This window comes from Flavobacterium sp. T50_26, from assembly GCF_057652995.1.
Window position 1 is genome coordinate 55,887 of record NZ_JBYFCC010000008.1, and the last position, 16,260, is coordinate 72,146.

16 protein-coding genes are annotated in these 16,260 nt (G+C 33.4%); 8 read left to right on the forward strand and 8 right to left on the reverse strand.

What is annotated here, in order from left to right; genetic code table 11:
* Positions 1 to 7: 7 nt before the first annotated feature.
* Positions 8 to 1,345 carry a dihydroorotase gene (locus AC23MC_RS06360; RefSeq protein WP_487567585.1) on the forward strand — a complete coding sequence of 446 codons (1,338 nt, stop codon included), beginning with the start codon at positions 8 to 10 and terminating at the stop codon, positions 1,343 to 1,345.
* A 4-nt stretch (positions 1,346 to 1,349) separates the two neighbouring features.
* A complete protein-coding gene (locus AC23MC_RS06365) occupies positions 1,350 to 1,808 on the forward strand; it encodes a DUF4296 domain-containing protein (RefSeq protein ID WP_487567584.1) in 459 nt (152 codons plus the stop codon).
* Here the strand turns inward: AC23MC_RS06365 and AC23MC_RS06370 are convergent.
* On the reverse strand, positions 1,786 to 2,784 hold the full coding sequence (locus AC23MC_RS06370; protein ID WP_487567583.1) for an NAD-dependent epimerase/dehydratase family protein: 999 nt from the start codon (positions 2,782 to 2,784) through the stop codon (positions 1,786 to 1,788). The two genes, AC23MC_RS06365 and AC23MC_RS06370, sit on opposite strands and share 23 nt — an antisense overlap.
* A gap of 162 nt (positions 2,785 to 2,946) precedes the next feature.
* Here AC23MC_RS06370 and tyrS point away from each other — a divergent pair, with 162 nt between their 5' ends.
* On the forward strand, positions 2,947 to 4,254 hold the full coding sequence (gene tyrS / locus AC23MC_RS06375; RefSeq protein ID WP_487567582.1) for a tyrosine--tRNA ligase: 1,308 nt from the start codon (positions 2,947 to 2,949) through the stop codon (positions 4,252 to 4,254).
* A 31-nt stretch (positions 4,255 to 4,285) separates the two neighbouring features.
* Here tyrS and AC23MC_RS06380 read toward each other — a convergent pair whose 3' ends face one another.
* From AC23MC_RS06380 to AC23MC_RS06400, 5 genes are all read right to left on the reverse strand, one after another.
* Positions 4,286 to 5,266 (reverse strand): LuxE/PaaK family acyltransferase, encoded by a 981-nt coding sequence (locus AC23MC_RS06380; protein WP_487567581.1) that lies wholly within the window; start codon positions 5,264 to 5,266, stop codon positions 4,286 to 4,288.
* A gap of 69 nt (positions 5,267 to 5,335) precedes the next feature.
* Complete coding sequence (locus AC23MC_RS06385; protein ID WP_487567580.1) at positions 5,336 to 6,190, reverse strand: T9SS type A sorting domain-containing protein; 855 nt, start codon at positions 6,188 to 6,190, stop codon at positions 5,336 to 5,338.
* Positions 6,191 to 6,300: 110 nt separating this feature from the next.
* Positions 6,301 to 6,642: a T9SS type A sorting domain-containing protein gene (locus AC23MC_RS06390; RefSeq protein WP_487567579.1), complete on the reverse strand. Its 342-nt coding sequence runs from the start codon at positions 6,640 to 6,642 to the stop codon at positions 6,301 to 6,303.
* A gap of 107 nt (positions 6,643 to 6,749) precedes the next feature.
* Positions 6,750 to 7,877, reverse strand: a complete 1,128-nt coding sequence (locus AC23MC_RS06395; RefSeq protein ID WP_396149551.1) for a hypothetical protein — start codon at positions 7,875 to 7,877, stop codon at positions 6,750 to 6,752.
* A 168-nt stretch (positions 7,878 to 8,045) separates the two neighbouring features.
* Positions 8,046 to 10,832: a TonB-dependent receptor gene (locus AC23MC_RS06400; RefSeq protein WP_487567578.1), complete on the reverse strand. Its 2,787-nt coding sequence runs from the start codon at positions 10,830 to 10,832 to the stop codon at positions 8,046 to 8,048.
* Positions 10,833 to 11,012: 180 nt separating this feature from the next.
* Between AC23MC_RS06400 and AC23MC_RS06405 the strand changes: the two genes are divergently transcribed.
* Together AC23MC_RS06405 and AC23MC_RS06410 are read left to right on the forward strand one after the other, a co-directional pair.
* Positions 11,013 to 11,696: a response regulator transcription factor gene (locus AC23MC_RS06405; RefSeq protein WP_487567577.1), complete on the forward strand. Its 684-nt coding sequence runs from the start codon at positions 11,013 to 11,015 to the stop codon at positions 11,694 to 11,696.
* 69 nt (positions 11,697 to 11,765) lie between these two features.
* The gene (locus AC23MC_RS06410) at positions 11,766 to 12,809 is read left to right on the forward strand and encodes a sensor histidine kinase (protein ID WP_487567576.1); all 1,044 of its coding nucleotides are present in this window, start codon (positions 11,766 to 11,768) and stop codon (positions 12,807 to 12,809) included.
* On the opposite strand, the gene AC23MC_RS06415 is transcribed toward AC23MC_RS06410, so the two are convergent.
* A complete protein-coding gene (locus AC23MC_RS06415) occupies positions 12,783 to 13,847 on the reverse strand; it encodes a glycosyltransferase (protein ID WP_487567575.1) in 1,065 nt (354 codons plus the stop codon). The genes AC23MC_RS06410 and AC23MC_RS06415 overlap by 27 nt on opposite strands.
* 86 nt (positions 13,848 to 13,933) lie before the next feature.
* Here AC23MC_RS06415 and trmB point away from each other — a divergent pair, with 86 nt between their 5' ends.
* The 3 genes from trmB to AC23MC_RS06430 are packed head-to-tail and all read left to right on the forward strand — an operon-like array spanning position 13,934 to position 15,617.
* Positions 13,934 to 14,608 carry a tRNA (guanosine(46)-N7)-methyltransferase TrmB gene (trmB, locus tag AC23MC_RS06420; RefSeq protein WP_487567574.1) on the forward strand — a complete coding sequence of 225 codons (675 nt, stop codon included), beginning with the start codon at positions 13,934 to 13,936 and terminating at the stop codon, positions 14,606 to 14,608.
* Between the two features lie 38 nt (positions 14,609 to 14,646).
* Positions 14,647 to 15,279 (forward strand): LysE family transporter, encoded by a 633-nt coding sequence (locus tag AC23MC_RS06425; protein ID WP_487567573.1) that lies wholly within the window; start codon positions 14,647 to 14,649, stop codon positions 15,277 to 15,279.
* A gap of 11 nt (positions 15,280 to 15,290) precedes the next feature.
* Positions 15,291 to 15,617, forward strand: coding sequence for an MGMT family protein (locus AC23MC_RS06430; RefSeq protein ID WP_487567572.1), 327 nt, complete (start codon positions 15,291 to 15,293; stop codon positions 15,615 to 15,617).
* 3 nt (positions 15,618 to 15,620) lie between these two features.
* Here AC23MC_RS06430 and AC23MC_RS06435 read toward each other — a convergent pair whose 3' ends face one another.
* Positions 15,621 to 16,007, reverse strand: coding sequence for a helix-turn-helix domain-containing protein (locus AC23MC_RS06435; RefSeq protein ID WP_487567571.1), 387 nt, complete (start codon positions 16,005 to 16,007; stop codon positions 15,621 to 15,623).
* Positions 16,008 to 16,260 lie beyond the last annotated feature (253 nt).

Consider the following 16,260-nt stretch of genomic DNA (forward strand, 5'->3'; position numbering starts at 1 on the left):
AATGAAAATGAAAAGGATCTTAATAAAAAACGCCAAGATTGTTAACGAAGGAAAGATATTTGAAGGTGATTTACTCATTGAAAATCAGCTAATTGTAGAGATTGAAGATAGCATTAGTGCCAAACCTGAATATAAAGTTATTGATGCCGAAGGAAATTTTTTAATTCCGGGAGCCATTGATGATCAAGTGCATTTTCGTGAACCAGGATTAACCCACAAAGCAGATATTGCTTCTGAATCAAGAGCCGCTGTAGCGGGCGGAATTACATCGTTTATAGAACAACCCAACACAGTTCCTAACGCAGTGACGCAGGAATTATTGGAACAAAAATACCAAATTGCAGCCGAAACTTCGCATGCCAATTATTCGTTTATGATGGGCGGAACCAATGATAATTTGGAAGAAGTTTTAAAAACAAATCCAAGAAATGTTGCCGGGATAAAATTGTTTTTGGGTTCATCAACCGGAAATATGTTGGTGGATAATGAAGAGGTTTTAGAAAAAATATTTTCATCAACCAAAATGCTTATAGCGGTTCATTGCGAAGACGAAGCCACCATTCAAAGCAATTTAGCTTTATACAAAGAAAAATACGGTGATGATGTTCCTGTGAAGTTTCATCATTTAATCAGAAGTGAAGAAGCGTGCTATCTTTCTTCTTCCAAAGCCATTGCATTAGCCAAAAAAACCGGTGCACGATTGCATGTTTTTCATCTTTCGACAGCGAAGGAAATGGAATTGTTTACCAATAAAATTCCTGTTGAAGACAAACAAATCACAGCAGAAGTATGCATTCATCATTTGTGGTTCACGAATGCCGATTACGACACGAAAGGAAATTTGATCAAATGGAATCCGGCTGTAAAAACTGAAGCCGATCGAGCAGCACTTTGGCAAGCATTGTTAGACGACCGAATTGATGTAATTGCCACGGATCATGCTCCACATACATTAGAAGAGAAGAAGCAACCTTATTTGCAAGCTCCTTCCGGTGGACCACTAGTACAACATGCAGTTGTAGCGATGTTTGAAGCCTATCATCAAGGGAAAATTTCTGTTGAGAAAATTGTAGAAAAAATGGCTCATAATCCCGCCAAAATTTTTAAAATTGAAAATAGAGGATTCATCAAAAAAGGGTTTTATGCCGATTTAGTTTTGATAAATCCTGCTATGCCATGGAACGTAAAAAAAGAAAATATTCTCTACAAATGTGGATGGTCGCCATTGGAAGGAACTAATTTTAAATCGAGAATTACGCACACGTTTGTGAATGGTGAATTGGTTTATCAGAATTCAAAAGTAAATGATTCAAAAGCAGGTATGCGATTACTTTTTAACCGATAAAAAAATGAAAGCAAAATCACTTTTATTGTTTTTTTTAGTAGTATTTATTTCTTGTAATACCAATGGAGTAAAAAAACCGTCTAAACTTATTGAAGAAGAAAAAATGATTGATATTCTTTATGATATGAGCATTTTAGACGCTTTGAATTCTAGTAATCCGGTTATTTTAGCAGACAATAATATCGTGTCTCGCACTTATATCTACAAAAAATATGCTATCGACAGTTTGCAGTTTATAGAAAACACTACTTATTATGCTGCGGATTTAAAGAAATATAAAAAAATGTATGAAACGGTAGAAAATCGAATTATTGAAAACAAAAAAGTGGCAGATAGTCTCTTGAAAATAGAACAAGAAAAAGAAGCTAAAAATGCCGAAAGGAAAAAGCCATTAAGCAAAGATTCACTTAGAACTAAAAAAGCTATCGAAGAAATTAAAGCTACTTTAAAAAAGCAAAACTAACTTTTTTGACTACTTCTTTTATTGGCTGAAATTCAAAATTCAATTGCAACTTAATTTTCTCATTAGAATACAAAACAGTTGTATGTAACGATTTGGCGGTTGCTCTTGAAAATCTTCTTTTTTGAAAAAACAGTATCGAAAAAAACCAATCTAAACGCCACGCAATGGATGTCATCCAAGGTTTAGCATACATAGAAGGTTTTTTAATTTTTATTCCATCAGCAATCCAAAAAATCAAGTCTTTAAAAATTATATTTTCGCTAATTAAAGTAAATCGTTCGCCTGAAATATCACTTTTCATAAGTTGATACATTACCGTAACAACATCTTCCACTGCAACAAATCCTGTTGAACCTTTGGTGAAAAAAGGAATTCCTTTTTTTACTTTCATAAAAATTTCACCGCTTCCTGAGTCCCAAAAACCTGAGCCTAAAATAACTCCCGGATTCACAATTACACAATTCAAACCTTCTTGTTCAGCTCGCCAAATTTCCATTTCGGCTCCAAATTTTGAAAGTGCATAATCGCTGTGTGGTTTTTCAGGATTCCATTCGGTTTCTTCAGTAATCACGGTTTCACTTTCCTTTAAATCGCCCAAAGCAGCAATAGAACTCACGTAGCAGAATTTTTTAACACCAAAAGCCAATGCACAATTCACTACGTTGGCCGTTCCTTCAATATTAATTTTTCGGAGATTTTCTTCTTCAACACCATCAAACGAAATTAGAGCTGCACAATGATAAACATATTCCACATTTTCAAATGCTTTTTCAAGCGAAGGAACATCGTTTACATTGCCTGAAACCCATTCAATTTTATTAAATAAATCACTGTTATTTAATTGATTAAATAGATTTTTTGTTTTTTGAATACTGTTTTCTGTACGAAATAAAGCCCGAACTTTTTCGCCATTCTGAAGTAAATGAAGTAATAAATGTGCACCAACTAAGCCGGTTCCGCCTGTAACTAAATTCATAAAAACAAAGATAAATGTTTCTGTTCTACATTTTCAAATTATCGAATTAAAACTATCTTTGCCAAAATTAATTTGCATGAAATCGCCACTAAAAGATGTTTGTATAAACACCGATAAAAATAAGCGATTCCATGTTACCTTTAAAATAAATAGAATCCATACATGAAAAATTTAGTAGAAGAATTACGTTGGAGAGGATTGTTTCACGATATGATGCCTGGAACAGAAGAGCAATTGCTAAAAGAATCTACGACTGCCTATATCGGATTTGACCCTACAGCCGACTCATTACACATTGGAAGCATGGTGCAAATCATCTTGTTAGTTCACCTTAAAAATTTTGGTCATCAACCCATCGCTTTAGTGGGTGGAGCTACCGGAATGATTGGCGATCCATCCGGAAAATCGGATGAAAGAAATTTGTTAGATGAAGCAACTTTAGATAAAAATGTTGAAGGAATTAAAGGTGTTTTGTCTCGTTTTTTAGATTTCAATTCAACTGATTCCAATGCTCCAATTATGGTGAATAATTATGATTGGATGAAAGATTTTTCGTTTATCGATTTTGCTCGTGACGTGGGTAAACGAATTACTGTGAATTATATGATGTCGAAAGATTCGGTAAAAAAACGTTTTTCAGGTGATGGAGAAGGAATGTCGTTCACAGAATTCACCTATCAATTAATTCAAGGTTACGATTTTTATCATTTACATAAACATTACAACTGTTTGCTTCAAATGGGTGGTTCCGATCAGTGGGGAAATATCACCACCGGAACGGAATTAGTTAGACGATTAAACGTCAACACCGAAGACGAAGGAGCAAAAGCATTTGCGTTAACAACTCCATTAATCACTAAAGCCGATGGTTCAAAATTTGGAAAATCGGAAGGTGGAAATGTTTGGTTAACAGCAGATAAAACTTCACCGTATAAATTCTACCAATTTTGGTTTAATTCTACCGATGCTGATGCGGAAAAATACATCAAAATCTTTACGTTTTTAGACAAAGAAACAATAGAAGATTTGATTGAAAAACATCAGCAAGAACCGCATTTACGTTTGTTACAAAAGAAATTAGCCGAAGAAATCACGGTTTTTGTGCATTCAAGAGAAGAATATGAAAAAGCAGTAAAAGCATCAACTATTTTGTTTGGGAATTCGACTTCGGGAGATTTAAAGCAATTGGATTCGCAAACATTTTTAGATGTTTTTGATGGAATTACACAAGCAGAAATATCTAAAGCAGATTTAGAAAACGGAATCGGTATAATTGATGCATTATCAGCAAAATCCGGATTTTTACCTTCCAATAGCGAAGCCAGAAGAGCGTTAAAAGAAAATTCAATTTCTGTAAACCGCGAAAAAGTAACCGAGGAATTTACGCTTTCAACAAATGATTTAATCAACAATGAATTTGTCTTATTACAACGCGGAAAGAAAACATATTTTATTTTGCGAGCAGTTTAACTCGTAACCCGCAACTTTCAAACTCGTAACATCAAATTACCATCAAGTTACAACCACGAATATCACTCGAATCAAAACGTCCCAACACTTCAAACGAATGGTTGGGATTTTTTTTGCCCAAATCTTGTGTAGCAATAAAAGAACAAGAATTAATATTGGCTAAATCGATGACATTGATTCCGCCGGTTTTTCCATATTCAACATACGTTAACGCATCTTCGGTGTCACGAATGAGAATAGACATCCAAGGAGGACATTCAAAAATGCCATTTCCTAATGAATAGGCTTGCGATAATAATTCGGTCATGCCATATTCTGAATGAATGGTTGGAACACCAAAACCATTGCATAAAATAGCATGCAATTCTTCTCGGATGATTTCTTTTCGTTTGCCTTTCATTCCTCCGGTTTCCATCACAATAGTATTTTTTAATTGAAAGGATTGTTTTTCAACCAAATCTAAAAGAGCATATGTTACACCAATTAAAAGCACATTCTGACCGGAAGAGTCTAGTTCGATAAGTTTATGAATTAATTCATCATAATTATTCAAATAAAAACCGCTTTCAGGGTGATTTGAACCTTCAATCAAATCATTGACCATATAAATTAACGATGAACCATCTCTTTCTAGGTAGGATGGAAGTAGAGCTAAAACCACATAATCTTCTATGTTTCCGTAAAATTGTGAAAATGCCTTTCGGAAACTTTGTTCGTATAAAGTTACATCAGTTACCAGATGTTTACTTGTTATAGTTCCGGTTGTTCCGCTACTAGTAAATGTTTCTTGAATTTGATCTTGTGAGCTAACAATTTCATGACTTTTGAAAAACTGAATTGGCAGAAACGGAATTTCTTCTATCGATTTTACATTCGATTTATCTTTTTTCAGCAACGAACAAAAATCCTGATAAACCAAATTGTTATTATATTGATGCCTAAAAACTTTGAGTGTTATTTTCTCAAATTCTTTTTGACTACTGATAGAAAATATGTCTGGATAGGGATTCATCGGTGCAAAAATAGGAATAAAAAAAGCACCAACTTTCGTTGATGCTTTTAAAATTTATGTAAAGAAAAATTAGTTAATCACTAACTTTCTAGATGAAGTTTTTCCTTCTTCAGTAATTTTAAGGATATAAACACCTGCGTTTAAGTTAGAAACATTGATAGCTTCGTTAGAAGTAACTTTGTTTACAACTTGTTTTCCTAAGATGTCATAAATCTGAATAGATCTTTCAGCATTTGCTTGCGTAGAAATATAAAGAGTTCCGTTAACAACTGGGTTTGGATATACTTTTAAACCAGCGATTGCGTTTTGGTTTAAACCTAAAGTGAAAGAACCTAAATTCACAATTGTTTGTACTTGTGGTCCCGGTTCAGCTAAACATGTTCCAGCAGTATCTAAAGTATTTATTGGAGCAATGGTCCAATTTGATTCTACGAATCCACCGTCTGGACCTGTTCCATTATTTCTTTTAGCATAAGTATCCAACCATTCCCAAGTAGAATCTGTTCCGTCAACATCACTTACACCAAATTGATCAATTACATCAGTTGAAGTTGTGTTAATAATACGGAATCTATCGTCACCATTAAGGTTGATAAGGTTGCTTTCTAAGCTATTTCCTGCAACAATTGAAGGGAATTCAGTAGTTGCAACTGCAATATTGTTATTTGTATAAATGATGTAGATAAACTCATTTGTTCTTGTTCCAAAAGAAGACAAATCTACAGGAGTTCCCCATGTTGTATTTGCATTGGTTTGGTTTTGAATTGAAAATTGAGTAAAATCTACAGTTCCGTTAGCATATATTTCACATACTTTAGGCAAACCGCCTGGGCAAGGTCCATCAACAAACGCAGTTAAAACTGGAGTTTGAGCAAATCCGATTGCGGATAATAAAATTAAAGATAAAGTGTAAAGTTTTTTCATTTTATAAATGTTTAAATAAAAATTATAGTGCAAAGATAAGTACATTTTTTCTGAGTAGGAAAAAAAGTATGTAAAAGAATCATTAAATTATAAAAAAAGTGAAAATGTAACTACTTGATAATCAATTTTCGGGTTGCGGTAGCTTCCCCTTCTTTGATTTTTATCATATAAATTCCCGGAGAAAGTGAAGAAACATTCAATTCTTTAGTAGTAATGGTGCTTTGAAGCACAACTTTTCCAAGAATATCAAAAATGGTTACTTCTTTGGCTAATGAAGATTTTGAAGTGATATACACTTTTCCGTTACTCACCGGATTTGGATAAAAGCTAAGCCCCTCAATGGTAGTTTCCTGAGTTTTGTTGGGTTGCTGTGGCTTATTTTCCTGAGCAGAAACTGTCAGAGAAACAAGAAAAACCGCTAAAAGAATAGTATAAAAGTAATTTTTTTTCATCTTTCCGATTTGGTTTGGTAAATGTATAAAAAATATTTCAAATACTATACCAAAAAAATCCCTCTTTGTTTAAAAAGAGGGATTTAGTATTTTATTTTTTAGAATTCTTACAGTTCTCTTAACCAAGTTCCAGCGTTAAAAGGTGCAGTGTTTGCTCCAGTTGCTCCGGCATTAACAGTTACAATGCTATCAATGTTTGTTGTATCACCTGTGATACCATTTTTAGTTAAAGCAGTTGTATAAGTTATGTTGGCATTATTAACTTTTAAAGAACCATCTTGAAATTGTCCTAATTGATTTCTTAAATCTACACCGTATCCAATATTTGAAGCTACTACATTTGTTACAATTCCTGCTGTTCCTTCTTTAAAGTTAAATACAGCTTTTGCAGCATTTCCACTTCCTACAACAGTTACATTAGAAACTGTTGGATTAGCTCTTGGGGTGTTATTAAATTCAACAGGTAAGTTTGAACATTCAAAAGCAAAATCACCATTAGAAGGTTGAATAATCCAAATATTTGTAAGTGTACCTCTATATCCTCTGTCCCAGTCTATATTATCGTCTTCACAACCAAAAGCAGCTAAATTTGTTGCATTTACTGAACCTCCGAAGAATTCAAAAGCATCATCAGCACCTTTGTAAGCTTGTAAGTTTTCTAAAACAGTTCCAGAACCTACACCAAAGAAAGAAAATGCATTATATTCTGCAGTTCCACCGGTTATTGCAGCTCCGGCATATTCTATTCTAACATATTTTAATGATCCTGAATTGTCTGAATCGTCTGAACCGCCATAAAGTAAACCTCCTGCTTCTGCAATTTCAGTTCCACCTGTTACGTTAATTCTTGCTTTACCATTGATGATGATTCCACCCCATGCTCCAATTTGATTTGATTGAGCTGTAAAAACAATAGGTTCTGTAGAAGTTCCGTTAGCAATTATCTTTGCTCCTTGTTCAATTTGTAAGTAATTAGTTCCCGAACCTTGGTCTACAGTAGAAACTGTAAATGTTGTTCCTGGTTGAATGGTTAAAGTTGCACCAGATTTTACAACCACTACTCCTTTAAGGTTATAATTACCTGCAGGCACATTTAAATCTTCGGTTATATTTCCTTGTAAAACTGAACCTTCTAAGTTTGGAACTGTTGGACCGCTTGCGTCGTCATCTGAAGAACATCCTACAGCAAAAATTACTGTTGCTAATGCTAAAGCTTTTAAAAAATTTGTTTTCATTTTATTGTGTTATTTAAGTTTTAGCAAAAATAGTTGTAGCCCATCTAAATGAGGTTATGTAAAAGTTATATAACAGTTACAGTTAAATCAATTATTTGTAAATAAATTGTTATCATAAATAAAAAAAAGAGACCAAAAGGCCTCTTTAAGTATTTGAAATATAAGATTTTAAAAGGTATATGAAAATTCTAAGCCAACATTAATTCCTTGATTTAATTCTTGACTAATGTCACTAAATCTGTCAGGAAATGCAATTGGTCTTGTTGGGTCTTGTGTAGCTGTAATATTTTGATCTAAAAGATTTCTGATTGATAAGTTTAACTGGTATCTTTCATTAAAAGTATTTCTCCAAGTAAAATCTAACTGATGAATTGGTTTTTGGGTTATGTCAGCTGCTCCATCTGTTCCAACAGCGTAAATTCTATCAGAAAAAGTATTGAATATAAACGATAGTTTTGATTCAACTTTTTCATTTTTTGCCAATTCATATGCAATATCTGCATTAATAATAAAGTCAGATGCTCCTTGTAAAGATCTTGATGTAGAAGTTAATTGAGGAAATCTCTCTTTACTAGCTTCTTCATTTGACTTCATCAAAATTGTGTTTATACCAATTGTTGTTTTGTCAGCTAAAGATGATTCTTTAAAAAATGTATTTAATCCAATTGCAGCTTCTAATTCTAATCCAAAAATATAAGCTGAGTCAAAATTATCGTATTTTGTTAAGAATCCTGTAGATGTACCTTGCAGAAGTCTAGAAATTGGGTCTTCAATATATTTACCAAACACAGTTGCAGAAACAAGTGAGGATTGATTTGGGAAAGTTTCATATTTTAAATCCACATTGTAATTTACGGTGTTTTTTAAATCTGCATTACCAATTGTGAAATTTCCATCTCCATCTTGATATCTAAATGGAAGAATTTCTCTTAATCTAGGTTTTGAAGAAGTTCTTGAGGCAGTAAAACGTAAATTCGTTTTTTCGTTTAGTCCATATTTAAGATTTAAAACCGGATTTACATCCAATGGTGTATAATCTTTCTTTAAAAAAGGATCATTTACACTATTTGTTTCATTTCTATATTTTGTTTCTCGGAACATATACTCAACTCTTACACCTACGTCTAAAGTCAATTTCTCCCAATTTCTCGTGTAATTTACAAATCCGGCATTTATAAATTGAACAATTTCCACATTTGATGTTGGATCAGCAATACTTCTATAAAATAAATTTCCATTATCAAAATTAGTATCAAAAAATGGTTGAGGGTTTTCAGTATCAATAGTCGTATCGGTTAATGATGAAGCCCCATTTACTCGCACAGTTCTGTTAAAGAAATCAAATAAAGTCATATCTCCATTATAACCAACTTTAAAAACATTTTTATATTTATTTTCTATTTGTTCACCAAAATTAAATTGGTATTCAACTTTTCCATTCACATTTGTATTGTCTAACACAGAAAAAAAGCGAAAAGGGTCAACACCATTAAAAGTAACATAATCAGCATTTTGTCCAACACCTTCTGTAATTAAAATTTTTCTGTCAGGCATATTGTTTTTACCTTTTGTTGCAGCAATACCATAATCAAGAACTTGTTTTTTGTCTTTAAAATACAATGTTCCGTAATGTTGTAAACCAAAAGAACTATTTTCTGTATATTTTGTATCTCTCAAGAAGAATGGCCTATCAATTGTAATAAAATCGGTATTTTCACCTTGTAATTCATCAATTGTATTTTCAGAATTTTGTAGGTAAATAGCATTGAAGAACAAATTGTATTTGTCCGTTTTCTTATAATTTATTCCTGCTAGTGCTGATTTTTGAGTAGTATATTTAAAAATATTTTCTTGAAAATCTTTAAAGGCAGTTCCTTCTGAATTCAAATTTCTTCGAACACCTGATTGTGCCAAGTAATTATTGCTAAAATTCATGTTGAAAATATATCCAATTCTCCTATCGTTTTCCAACACAAACGAATCTGAATTGGTAATACTTGTTCCAACACTAAGCGGAGCATTGTTGTTCTCAGGCGACCAACTTGAATTAAACATGTCTTTAGATTCTGAAGGAGAAGCAGCATAAGATGTAGTTTGATTTTCACCAAAAACAGTAGGAAGATTTCGGTTGTTTCCCGTATACCCAAAAAAGTCTGAAGCACCTTCATTAGAAGTTTTAAAACTTTTAAAAGTTGTATTTGAGTTATATCCAGCTGTAATACTTATTTTGGTGTATGATTTTGAACTAATGTCTTTTGTCCAAACACCCAAAGAAGCACCAGCAAAATCTTGGTATAATGAAGAATTAAAAGTTTTGTAAACATTGATATTTCTAACAATATCAGACGGTATAAAACTTAAAGGAATTGTTTTTAAGTTGGGATCAGAAGGAATGAAGTTTAAACCATTTATTTGCAAGTAGTTGTATCTGTCATCAAGTCCTCTTACAAAGATACCTCTGTCAGCAACTTTCGAAACACCTGAAATTTTCTGAACACCTTGTTCAACATTCGAAACTCCTTTTCTTGACATTTCAGAAGCCCCAATACTCTGCTTTATTTCAATAGCTCCTTTTTGTTCTAACAACAAAGCACTTTCTTTTTCGCGGCTCACCGTTGTTTGCACCACAACATCTTGAAGCATCATTCCGCCTCCTGCCGTTAAAGCTCTATTTACAGTTACTGTTTGATTTTCTTTAATGGTTACAGGAACTTCAATCGTTTCATAACCCAAAAAACTAAGTTGTACCACATGATTTCCAGGTTCAACATTCAAAGTATATTTACCATTTTCATCTGTTGTTGTTCCAATGGTTGTTCCCTTAATCTGAACATTCGCAAACGGTAGTGGCTCATTGTTCATGTCTTTATCCGTTAAAGTGCCGGACACGGTGCCTTTTTGTGCCAAAAGTGACGAACTAATTAAAAGGAATAATAATAAAAATTTAAGTTTCATTATGTGTTGTTTAATTTTGGTGCAAAGAAACGGCTACCTTGTAAAGTTGATGTTACCCACTTGTTACGATTTTGTTTCAAAGAGGTTACGATAATGTTAACAGATTAAATTACCGTTAACAACGTATTTCATTTTGTATTATCTTTACCTTTACATCGCAAAACGCACACTATTTTGGATATGAAAAAAAAGGAAATTAAAATCTTATTGGTTGATGATGAGCAAGATATACTCGAAATTGTAGGGTATAATCTAGCTCAAGAAGGCTATCAGATTGTTACTGCTGTAAACGGAAAAGAAGCCGTTCAAAAAGCAAAAAAGGAATTGCCTCACCTAATTATTATGGATGTGATGATGCCCGAAATGGATGGCATGGAAGCCTGTGAACACATCCGCAAGATTCCTGAATTGAGTAATGTTATTGTAGCATTTTTAACAGCAAGAAGCGAAGATTACTCACAAGTAGCCGGTTTTGAAGCCGGTGCCGATGATTATATCGCAAAGCCAATCAAACCCAAAGTATTGGTAAGTAAAGTGAAAGCACTTTTACGTCGTTTGAAAGAAGATGAAGCCAAAAGCGATGTCTTAACCGTTGGAAATATCGAAGTAAACAGAGAAGAATACAAAATTATTCAAGGTGGTAAAGAAATTGTATTGCCAAGAAAAGAATTTGAATTGTTCTATTTATTAGCTTCTAAACCTGGAAAAGTATTCAAAAGAGAAGAAATTTTAGACAAAGTTTGGGGTAACGAAGTAGTTGTTGGCGGAAGAACCATCGACGTACACATTAGAAAATTAAGAGAAAAAATTGGTGACGATCTTTTTAAAACCATCAAAGGTGTTGGTTACAAATTGGAAGTATAATTCAATTTCTTCTTTTGTTGAAAATAGTTTACTTTTGAGAGCATATTAACCAAATGAAAACTATTTTTAATGTCCATTAGTTTTAAAAAAACATACAAATTTGCTATAAAATCGGCACTTTATGTTTCCCTGTTTTCCATTGGGTTTTTAATCTTGACGACTTATTTTTTTTATGAAATAAATTGGCTGTTCATTGCTGTTTTCGGACTTTCCATCTACCTTTTTTCGTTTTTTGTGATTCAGTATCGGGTGGAACGTTTTATTTATCGTAGGGTAAAAAAAATCTACGATGACGTATCTTTATTAGATTCTACAACGTTTAGAAGTCAGCCAATCACCACAGACATGGCTACTTTAACCAAAGAAGTGAAAAAATTCGCCACCGATAAAAAACTCGAAATTGAAACCCTGAAAGTCCGCGAGGAATACCGAAGAGAATTTTTAGGAAATGTTTCCCATGAATTAAAAACACCTTTATTTACCGTTCAAGGATATATTTCAACGTTGTTGGATGGAGCCATGAGCGACAAAACTCTTCGCAAAAAATACCTTGAGCGTGCCGAAAAAGGAGTGGAGCGATTAATCTATATCGTAAAAGATTTAGACATGATTACCAAGCTGGAAACGGGTGATTTAAATCTTGAATATTCTATTTTTGATGTCGTAGAATTGGTGAAAAATGTTTTCGAATTACTCGAAATGCGAGCTTCCAAAAAACATATCACATTAACTTTTGATACAAAGTATTCTAACCCAATTTATGTGCGTGCCGACCAGGAAAAAATCCAACAAGTAGTTACCAATTTGGTGATGAATTCCATCAAATACGGAAGAGAAGGCGGAACAACCGAAGTGAGCATTGAAAATTTAGTAAAAAACAGAATCATCGTTCGAATTACTGATAATGGCGAAGGAATTCAAAAACAACACATTCCACGACTGTTTGAACGTTTTTATAGAGTCGATAAAAGTGGAGCTCGTTCCGAAGGTGGCTCCGGTTTAGGATTAGCCATCGTGAAACACATTATCGAAGGTCACAACGAAAAAATCTACGTAGAAAGTCAGTTTGGAGTGGGTTCAGAATTTTCATTTACGCTCGAAAAGCAGAAATAAATTCTTCCAATTCAAATCGTTTTTAAAACTTTGTAATCCTTTATACAAATCCACTTCATATAAATTTTCAATGACAAATTTTTCTTGTTTAGCATACGGAACAACACCGTCTTTTTTATATTTTTTAGCCAAATATTCTTGTTCAAATTGTCCTGGAGTTGGTATGAAAAAAGCTTTTTTACCCAATTTTGCCAAATCCATAACGGTTGTATAACCCGAACGACAAAGCACTAATTCACTTTCATTGAATGTTTGTTCAAGTTGTCCGGAAGTCATGAAATTATAGAAAGTCACATGGTCAATTTGTTCCGATTTTTGTTCTGGTTCAATTACACCACGCACAAAAACAACATCGCCAACATAGCGTTTGATTTCTTCTTTCAAATGCATTTCCAACATCGATCGTTGCGGTTCAGGACCGGAAAGAATCACCATTAAATCATATTTTTTTGGCAATTCTTTTTTGTTCAAACGACTTAACGGACCAATGTAATTTATCTTAAAATGAGGATTTTTTAAATGACCTAATTTTCCTGTCAGGTTCGGAATTTCTGCCACATCCGGAACCCAACATTCTTCATATTTTTTAATGATATATTGATGGAGTTTACTGGTAATCCAACTCGTATTTCCGGTTAAAACATTCAATTGATGGGTGATAAAAACGGATGGTACTTTTTTAGAATAAATCCCTAATCGATTATCGGAAATGATGCCTGAAAGATCGTATTCTTTCACCCACTTTTTCACCAATTTTCTTTCCATATAAATAGCTTCCATCATTTTTGGGCTATTTTTTATAAGTTTCCATTTAAAAAAAGCTCCATTTTTGGCATATTCAATTTGATAGGAAGGCAATTCCAAAAAAATTAATTCCGGAAATTCTTTCTGCAAAATGTGCAGAGCGACACCATCGGAAGCGATAACGGGTTCAAAATCGTTTTCCAACAAAGCTTCGATAATAGGAATGCATCGTGTGGCGTGTCCCAAGCCCCAATTTAATGGAGCAACGAGAATTTTTGGTTTGGCAGTTTCCAAGTCTTAATAACTCATTTAATAACTGTAAAAGTAGTACTAATTTTGATTGGTTATATTTCCCTAATTTTACCAAAAAATTAAATTAAGTGGGAAGTAAGAATAAATTAAAGCGTTTTAAAGAAAATGAAACGTTTCAAAATGTAATAGAGCCAACTCGTGAGGAAGTAGTTTCGGGCGATTTTGAATGGAAAGGAAATTGGAATAAGAATTTTTTTAAAAATGATAATCCAATTGTTTTAGAATTAGGATGTGGTAAAGGTGAATATTCTGTGGGTTTAGCCGAACGTTATCCTAACAAAAATTTTATCGGAATCGATATTAAAGGTGCTCGATTTTGGCGTGGTGCAAAAACAGCAGTGGAAACCGGATTGAATAACGTTGGTTTTCTTCGTACACAAATTGAATTAATCGAATATTGCTTTGCAGAAAATGAAGTAGATGAAATTTGGATTACATTTCCCGATCCACAAATCAAATACAAACGAACAAAACACAGAATGACGAATACTGAATTTTTACAACGCTATAAAAAAGTGCTCAAAAAAGATGGAATTGTTCACCTGAAAACCGATAGCGAATTCATGCACGGCTACACACTCGGTTTATTGCACGGTGAAGGTCATGAAGTGATTTATGCCAACCATAATGTGTACCGAAATGAAGGTTCACCCGAAGTGGTGACAGCTATTCAAACATTTTATGAAAAACAGTATTTAAAAATTAATAAAGCAATAACGTATATACAATTTAAGATAAAGTAAACCTTTTACCCATTATCTTTAACCAATAACCACAATAAATGAACATCAGCCTTCCCATCATTCTCGGACTTTCGGCCGCAGCCATCGGAACAACTCCACCCGGATTGCTCAACATGACCGCCGCAAAAGTGAGTATGCGTGACGGAAGAAATCGTGCGTTATGGTTTGCTTTTGGAGCTTCGATTATTGTTTTTTTTCAAACGTTACTAGCGGTTTTATTTTCTCGGTTTATTGATAGAAGAGCCGATATCAGTGCAGTTTTACAAGAAATTGGTTTAGTCATTTTTACGGTCTTAACGGTTTATTTCTTATGGATTGCAAAAAAACCTAAAACCAAAAAAAAGAAAGAAGAAATTAAAATGCGAAGCAAATCCAGTCGTTTCTTTTTAGGAATGTTGTTGTCTTCGCTCAATTTATTTCCAATTCCGTATTATGTTTTTGTAAGCATTACATTAGGTTCGTATGGTTATTTTAATTTTGATACGTTCTTCATTTATTCTTTTTCGGCAGCTTCTGCCATTGCTGCTTTTTTAGTGTTTTTTGGGTATATTTCTTTTTTTAAAGGGAAAGAAAAAAAGGATTCCTTCTTATCCAGAAACATCAATTATGTCATAGGTTCCATAACCGGACTAGTGGCATTGTTCACCCTTTTCAAAATTATTTATCGGTAATACTTTGAAAGATGGAAGAAAATTTCTTTGAAAGAGTGTATGCCATCGCCAGACAAATTCCACACGGAAGAGTCACTTCATACGGAGCTATTGCCAAAGCTTTAGGAACAGCTCGTTCAGCCCGAATGGTAGGTTGGGCAATGAATGCTTCGCACAATAGGGAAGACGTTCCCGCACATCGAGTTGTGAATCGAAAAGGAATGCTATCAGGAAAACATCATTTTCAAGGCACAAATTTAATGCAGCAATTACTGGAAAATGAAGGAATAAAAGTGATTGATAATCAAATCGTTGATTTTGAAAAGGTTTTTTGGGAACCAAAAATAAATGACTTTTAAAAGTTATTTACCTTTAAGCAACTGTTCCAAATAACTAATTTTCTCTTTTTCTGCAGCTAAAAGACGTTCATACAATTCCAAAACTTTATCAAGTGGGTTAATAGAGCATAAATAATTATTGTTATTGGAACTATTATCGGTGAAGGTATTATTGATAATATTAAATACAGTTTCCTCACTAAATTGTTTAATTCCCTCAGGAGAGACATTCAAAACGGCGGATAATTTCTGTAACATAGTTTCATCAACATGCTCACTTCCTTCGATATTGGAAATAGTTTGTTGGCTAACTCCAATAGCAATGGCTAGGGCTTCTTGTTTCATCCCACGTAGTTCTCTAATCCGGCTGATGTTACGGCCTATATGTTTCGGTTTTGTGGTTGTACTCATTATGCAAAAATATAAAAATTAGTAGTCAAATTAACGGAGTAAATTACAAATCTATCTTGTATTGCACAAAAATGCAAGCTCATTCTAATATAAGTTTTCTGGTAGAAATAAAATTACAAAAAAAAGTATACTTCGCCAAATAATTGTTTGAGTAAACTACCGATTAATTTCTAGTATTTCAGGACGGGTCACATTGTTTTTTCCTCTATAGCATAGCCGTATCATAAGTAGGGATAGTGTATGAGTAATGTAT

What these genes read in the sequence shown, in the direction of transcription:
- AC23MC_RS06360 (WP_487567585.1), top strand. Translation starts at nt 8, where the DNA reads ATGAAAAGGATCTTAATAAAAAACGCCAAGATTGTTAACGAAGGAAAG.
- AC23MC_RS06365 (WP_487567584.1), top strand. Translation starts at nt 1,350, where the DNA reads ATGAAAGCAAAATCACTTTTATTGTTTTTTTTAGTAGTATTTATTTCT.
- AC23MC_RS06370 (WP_487567583.1), bottom strand. Translation starts at nt 2,784, where the DNA reads ATGAATTTAGTTACAGGCGGAACCGGCTTAGTTGGTGCACATTTATTA.
- tyrS (WP_487567582.1), top strand. Translation starts at nt 2,947, where the DNA reads ATGAAAAATTTAGTAGAAGAATTACGTTGGAGAGGATTGTTTCACGAT.
- AC23MC_RS06380 (WP_487567581.1), bottom strand. Translation starts at nt 5,266, where the DNA reads ATGAATCCCTATCCAGACATATTTTCTATCAGTAGTCAAAAAGAATTT.
- AC23MC_RS06385 (WP_487567580.1), bottom strand. Translation starts at nt 6,190, where the DNA reads ATGAAAAAACTTTACACTTTATCTTTAATTTTATTATCCGCAATCGGA.
- AC23MC_RS06390 (WP_487567579.1), bottom strand. Translation starts at nt 6,642, where the DNA reads ATGAAAAAAAATTACTTTTATACTATTCTTTTAGCGGTTTTTCTTGTT.
- AC23MC_RS06395 (WP_396149551.1), bottom strand. Translation starts at nt 7,877, where the DNA reads ATGAAAACAAATTTTTTAAAAGCTTTAGCATTAGCAACAGTAATTTTT.
- AC23MC_RS06400 (WP_487567578.1), bottom strand. Translation starts at nt 10,832, where the DNA reads ATGAAACTTAAATTTTTATTATTATTCCTTTTAATTAGTTCGTCACTT.
- AC23MC_RS06405 (WP_487567577.1), top strand. Translation starts at nt 11,013, where the DNA reads ATGAAAAAAAAGGAAATTAAAATCTTATTGGTTGATGATGAGCAAGAT.
- AC23MC_RS06410 (WP_487567576.1), top strand. Translation starts at nt 11,766, where the DNA reads ATGTCCATTAGTTTTAAAAAAACATACAAATTTGCTATAAAATCGGCA.
- AC23MC_RS06425 (WP_487567573.1), top strand. Translation starts at nt 14,647, where the DNA reads ATGAACATCAGCCTTCCCATCATTCTCGGACTTTCGGCCGCAGCCATC.
- AC23MC_RS06430 (WP_487567572.1), top strand. Translation starts at nt 15,291, where the DNA reads ATGGAAGAAAATTTCTTTGAAAGAGTGTATGCCATCGCCAGACAAATT.
- AC23MC_RS06435 (WP_487567571.1), bottom strand. Translation starts at nt 16,007, where the DNA reads ATGAGTACAACCACAAAACCGAAACATATAGGCCGTAACATCAGCCGG.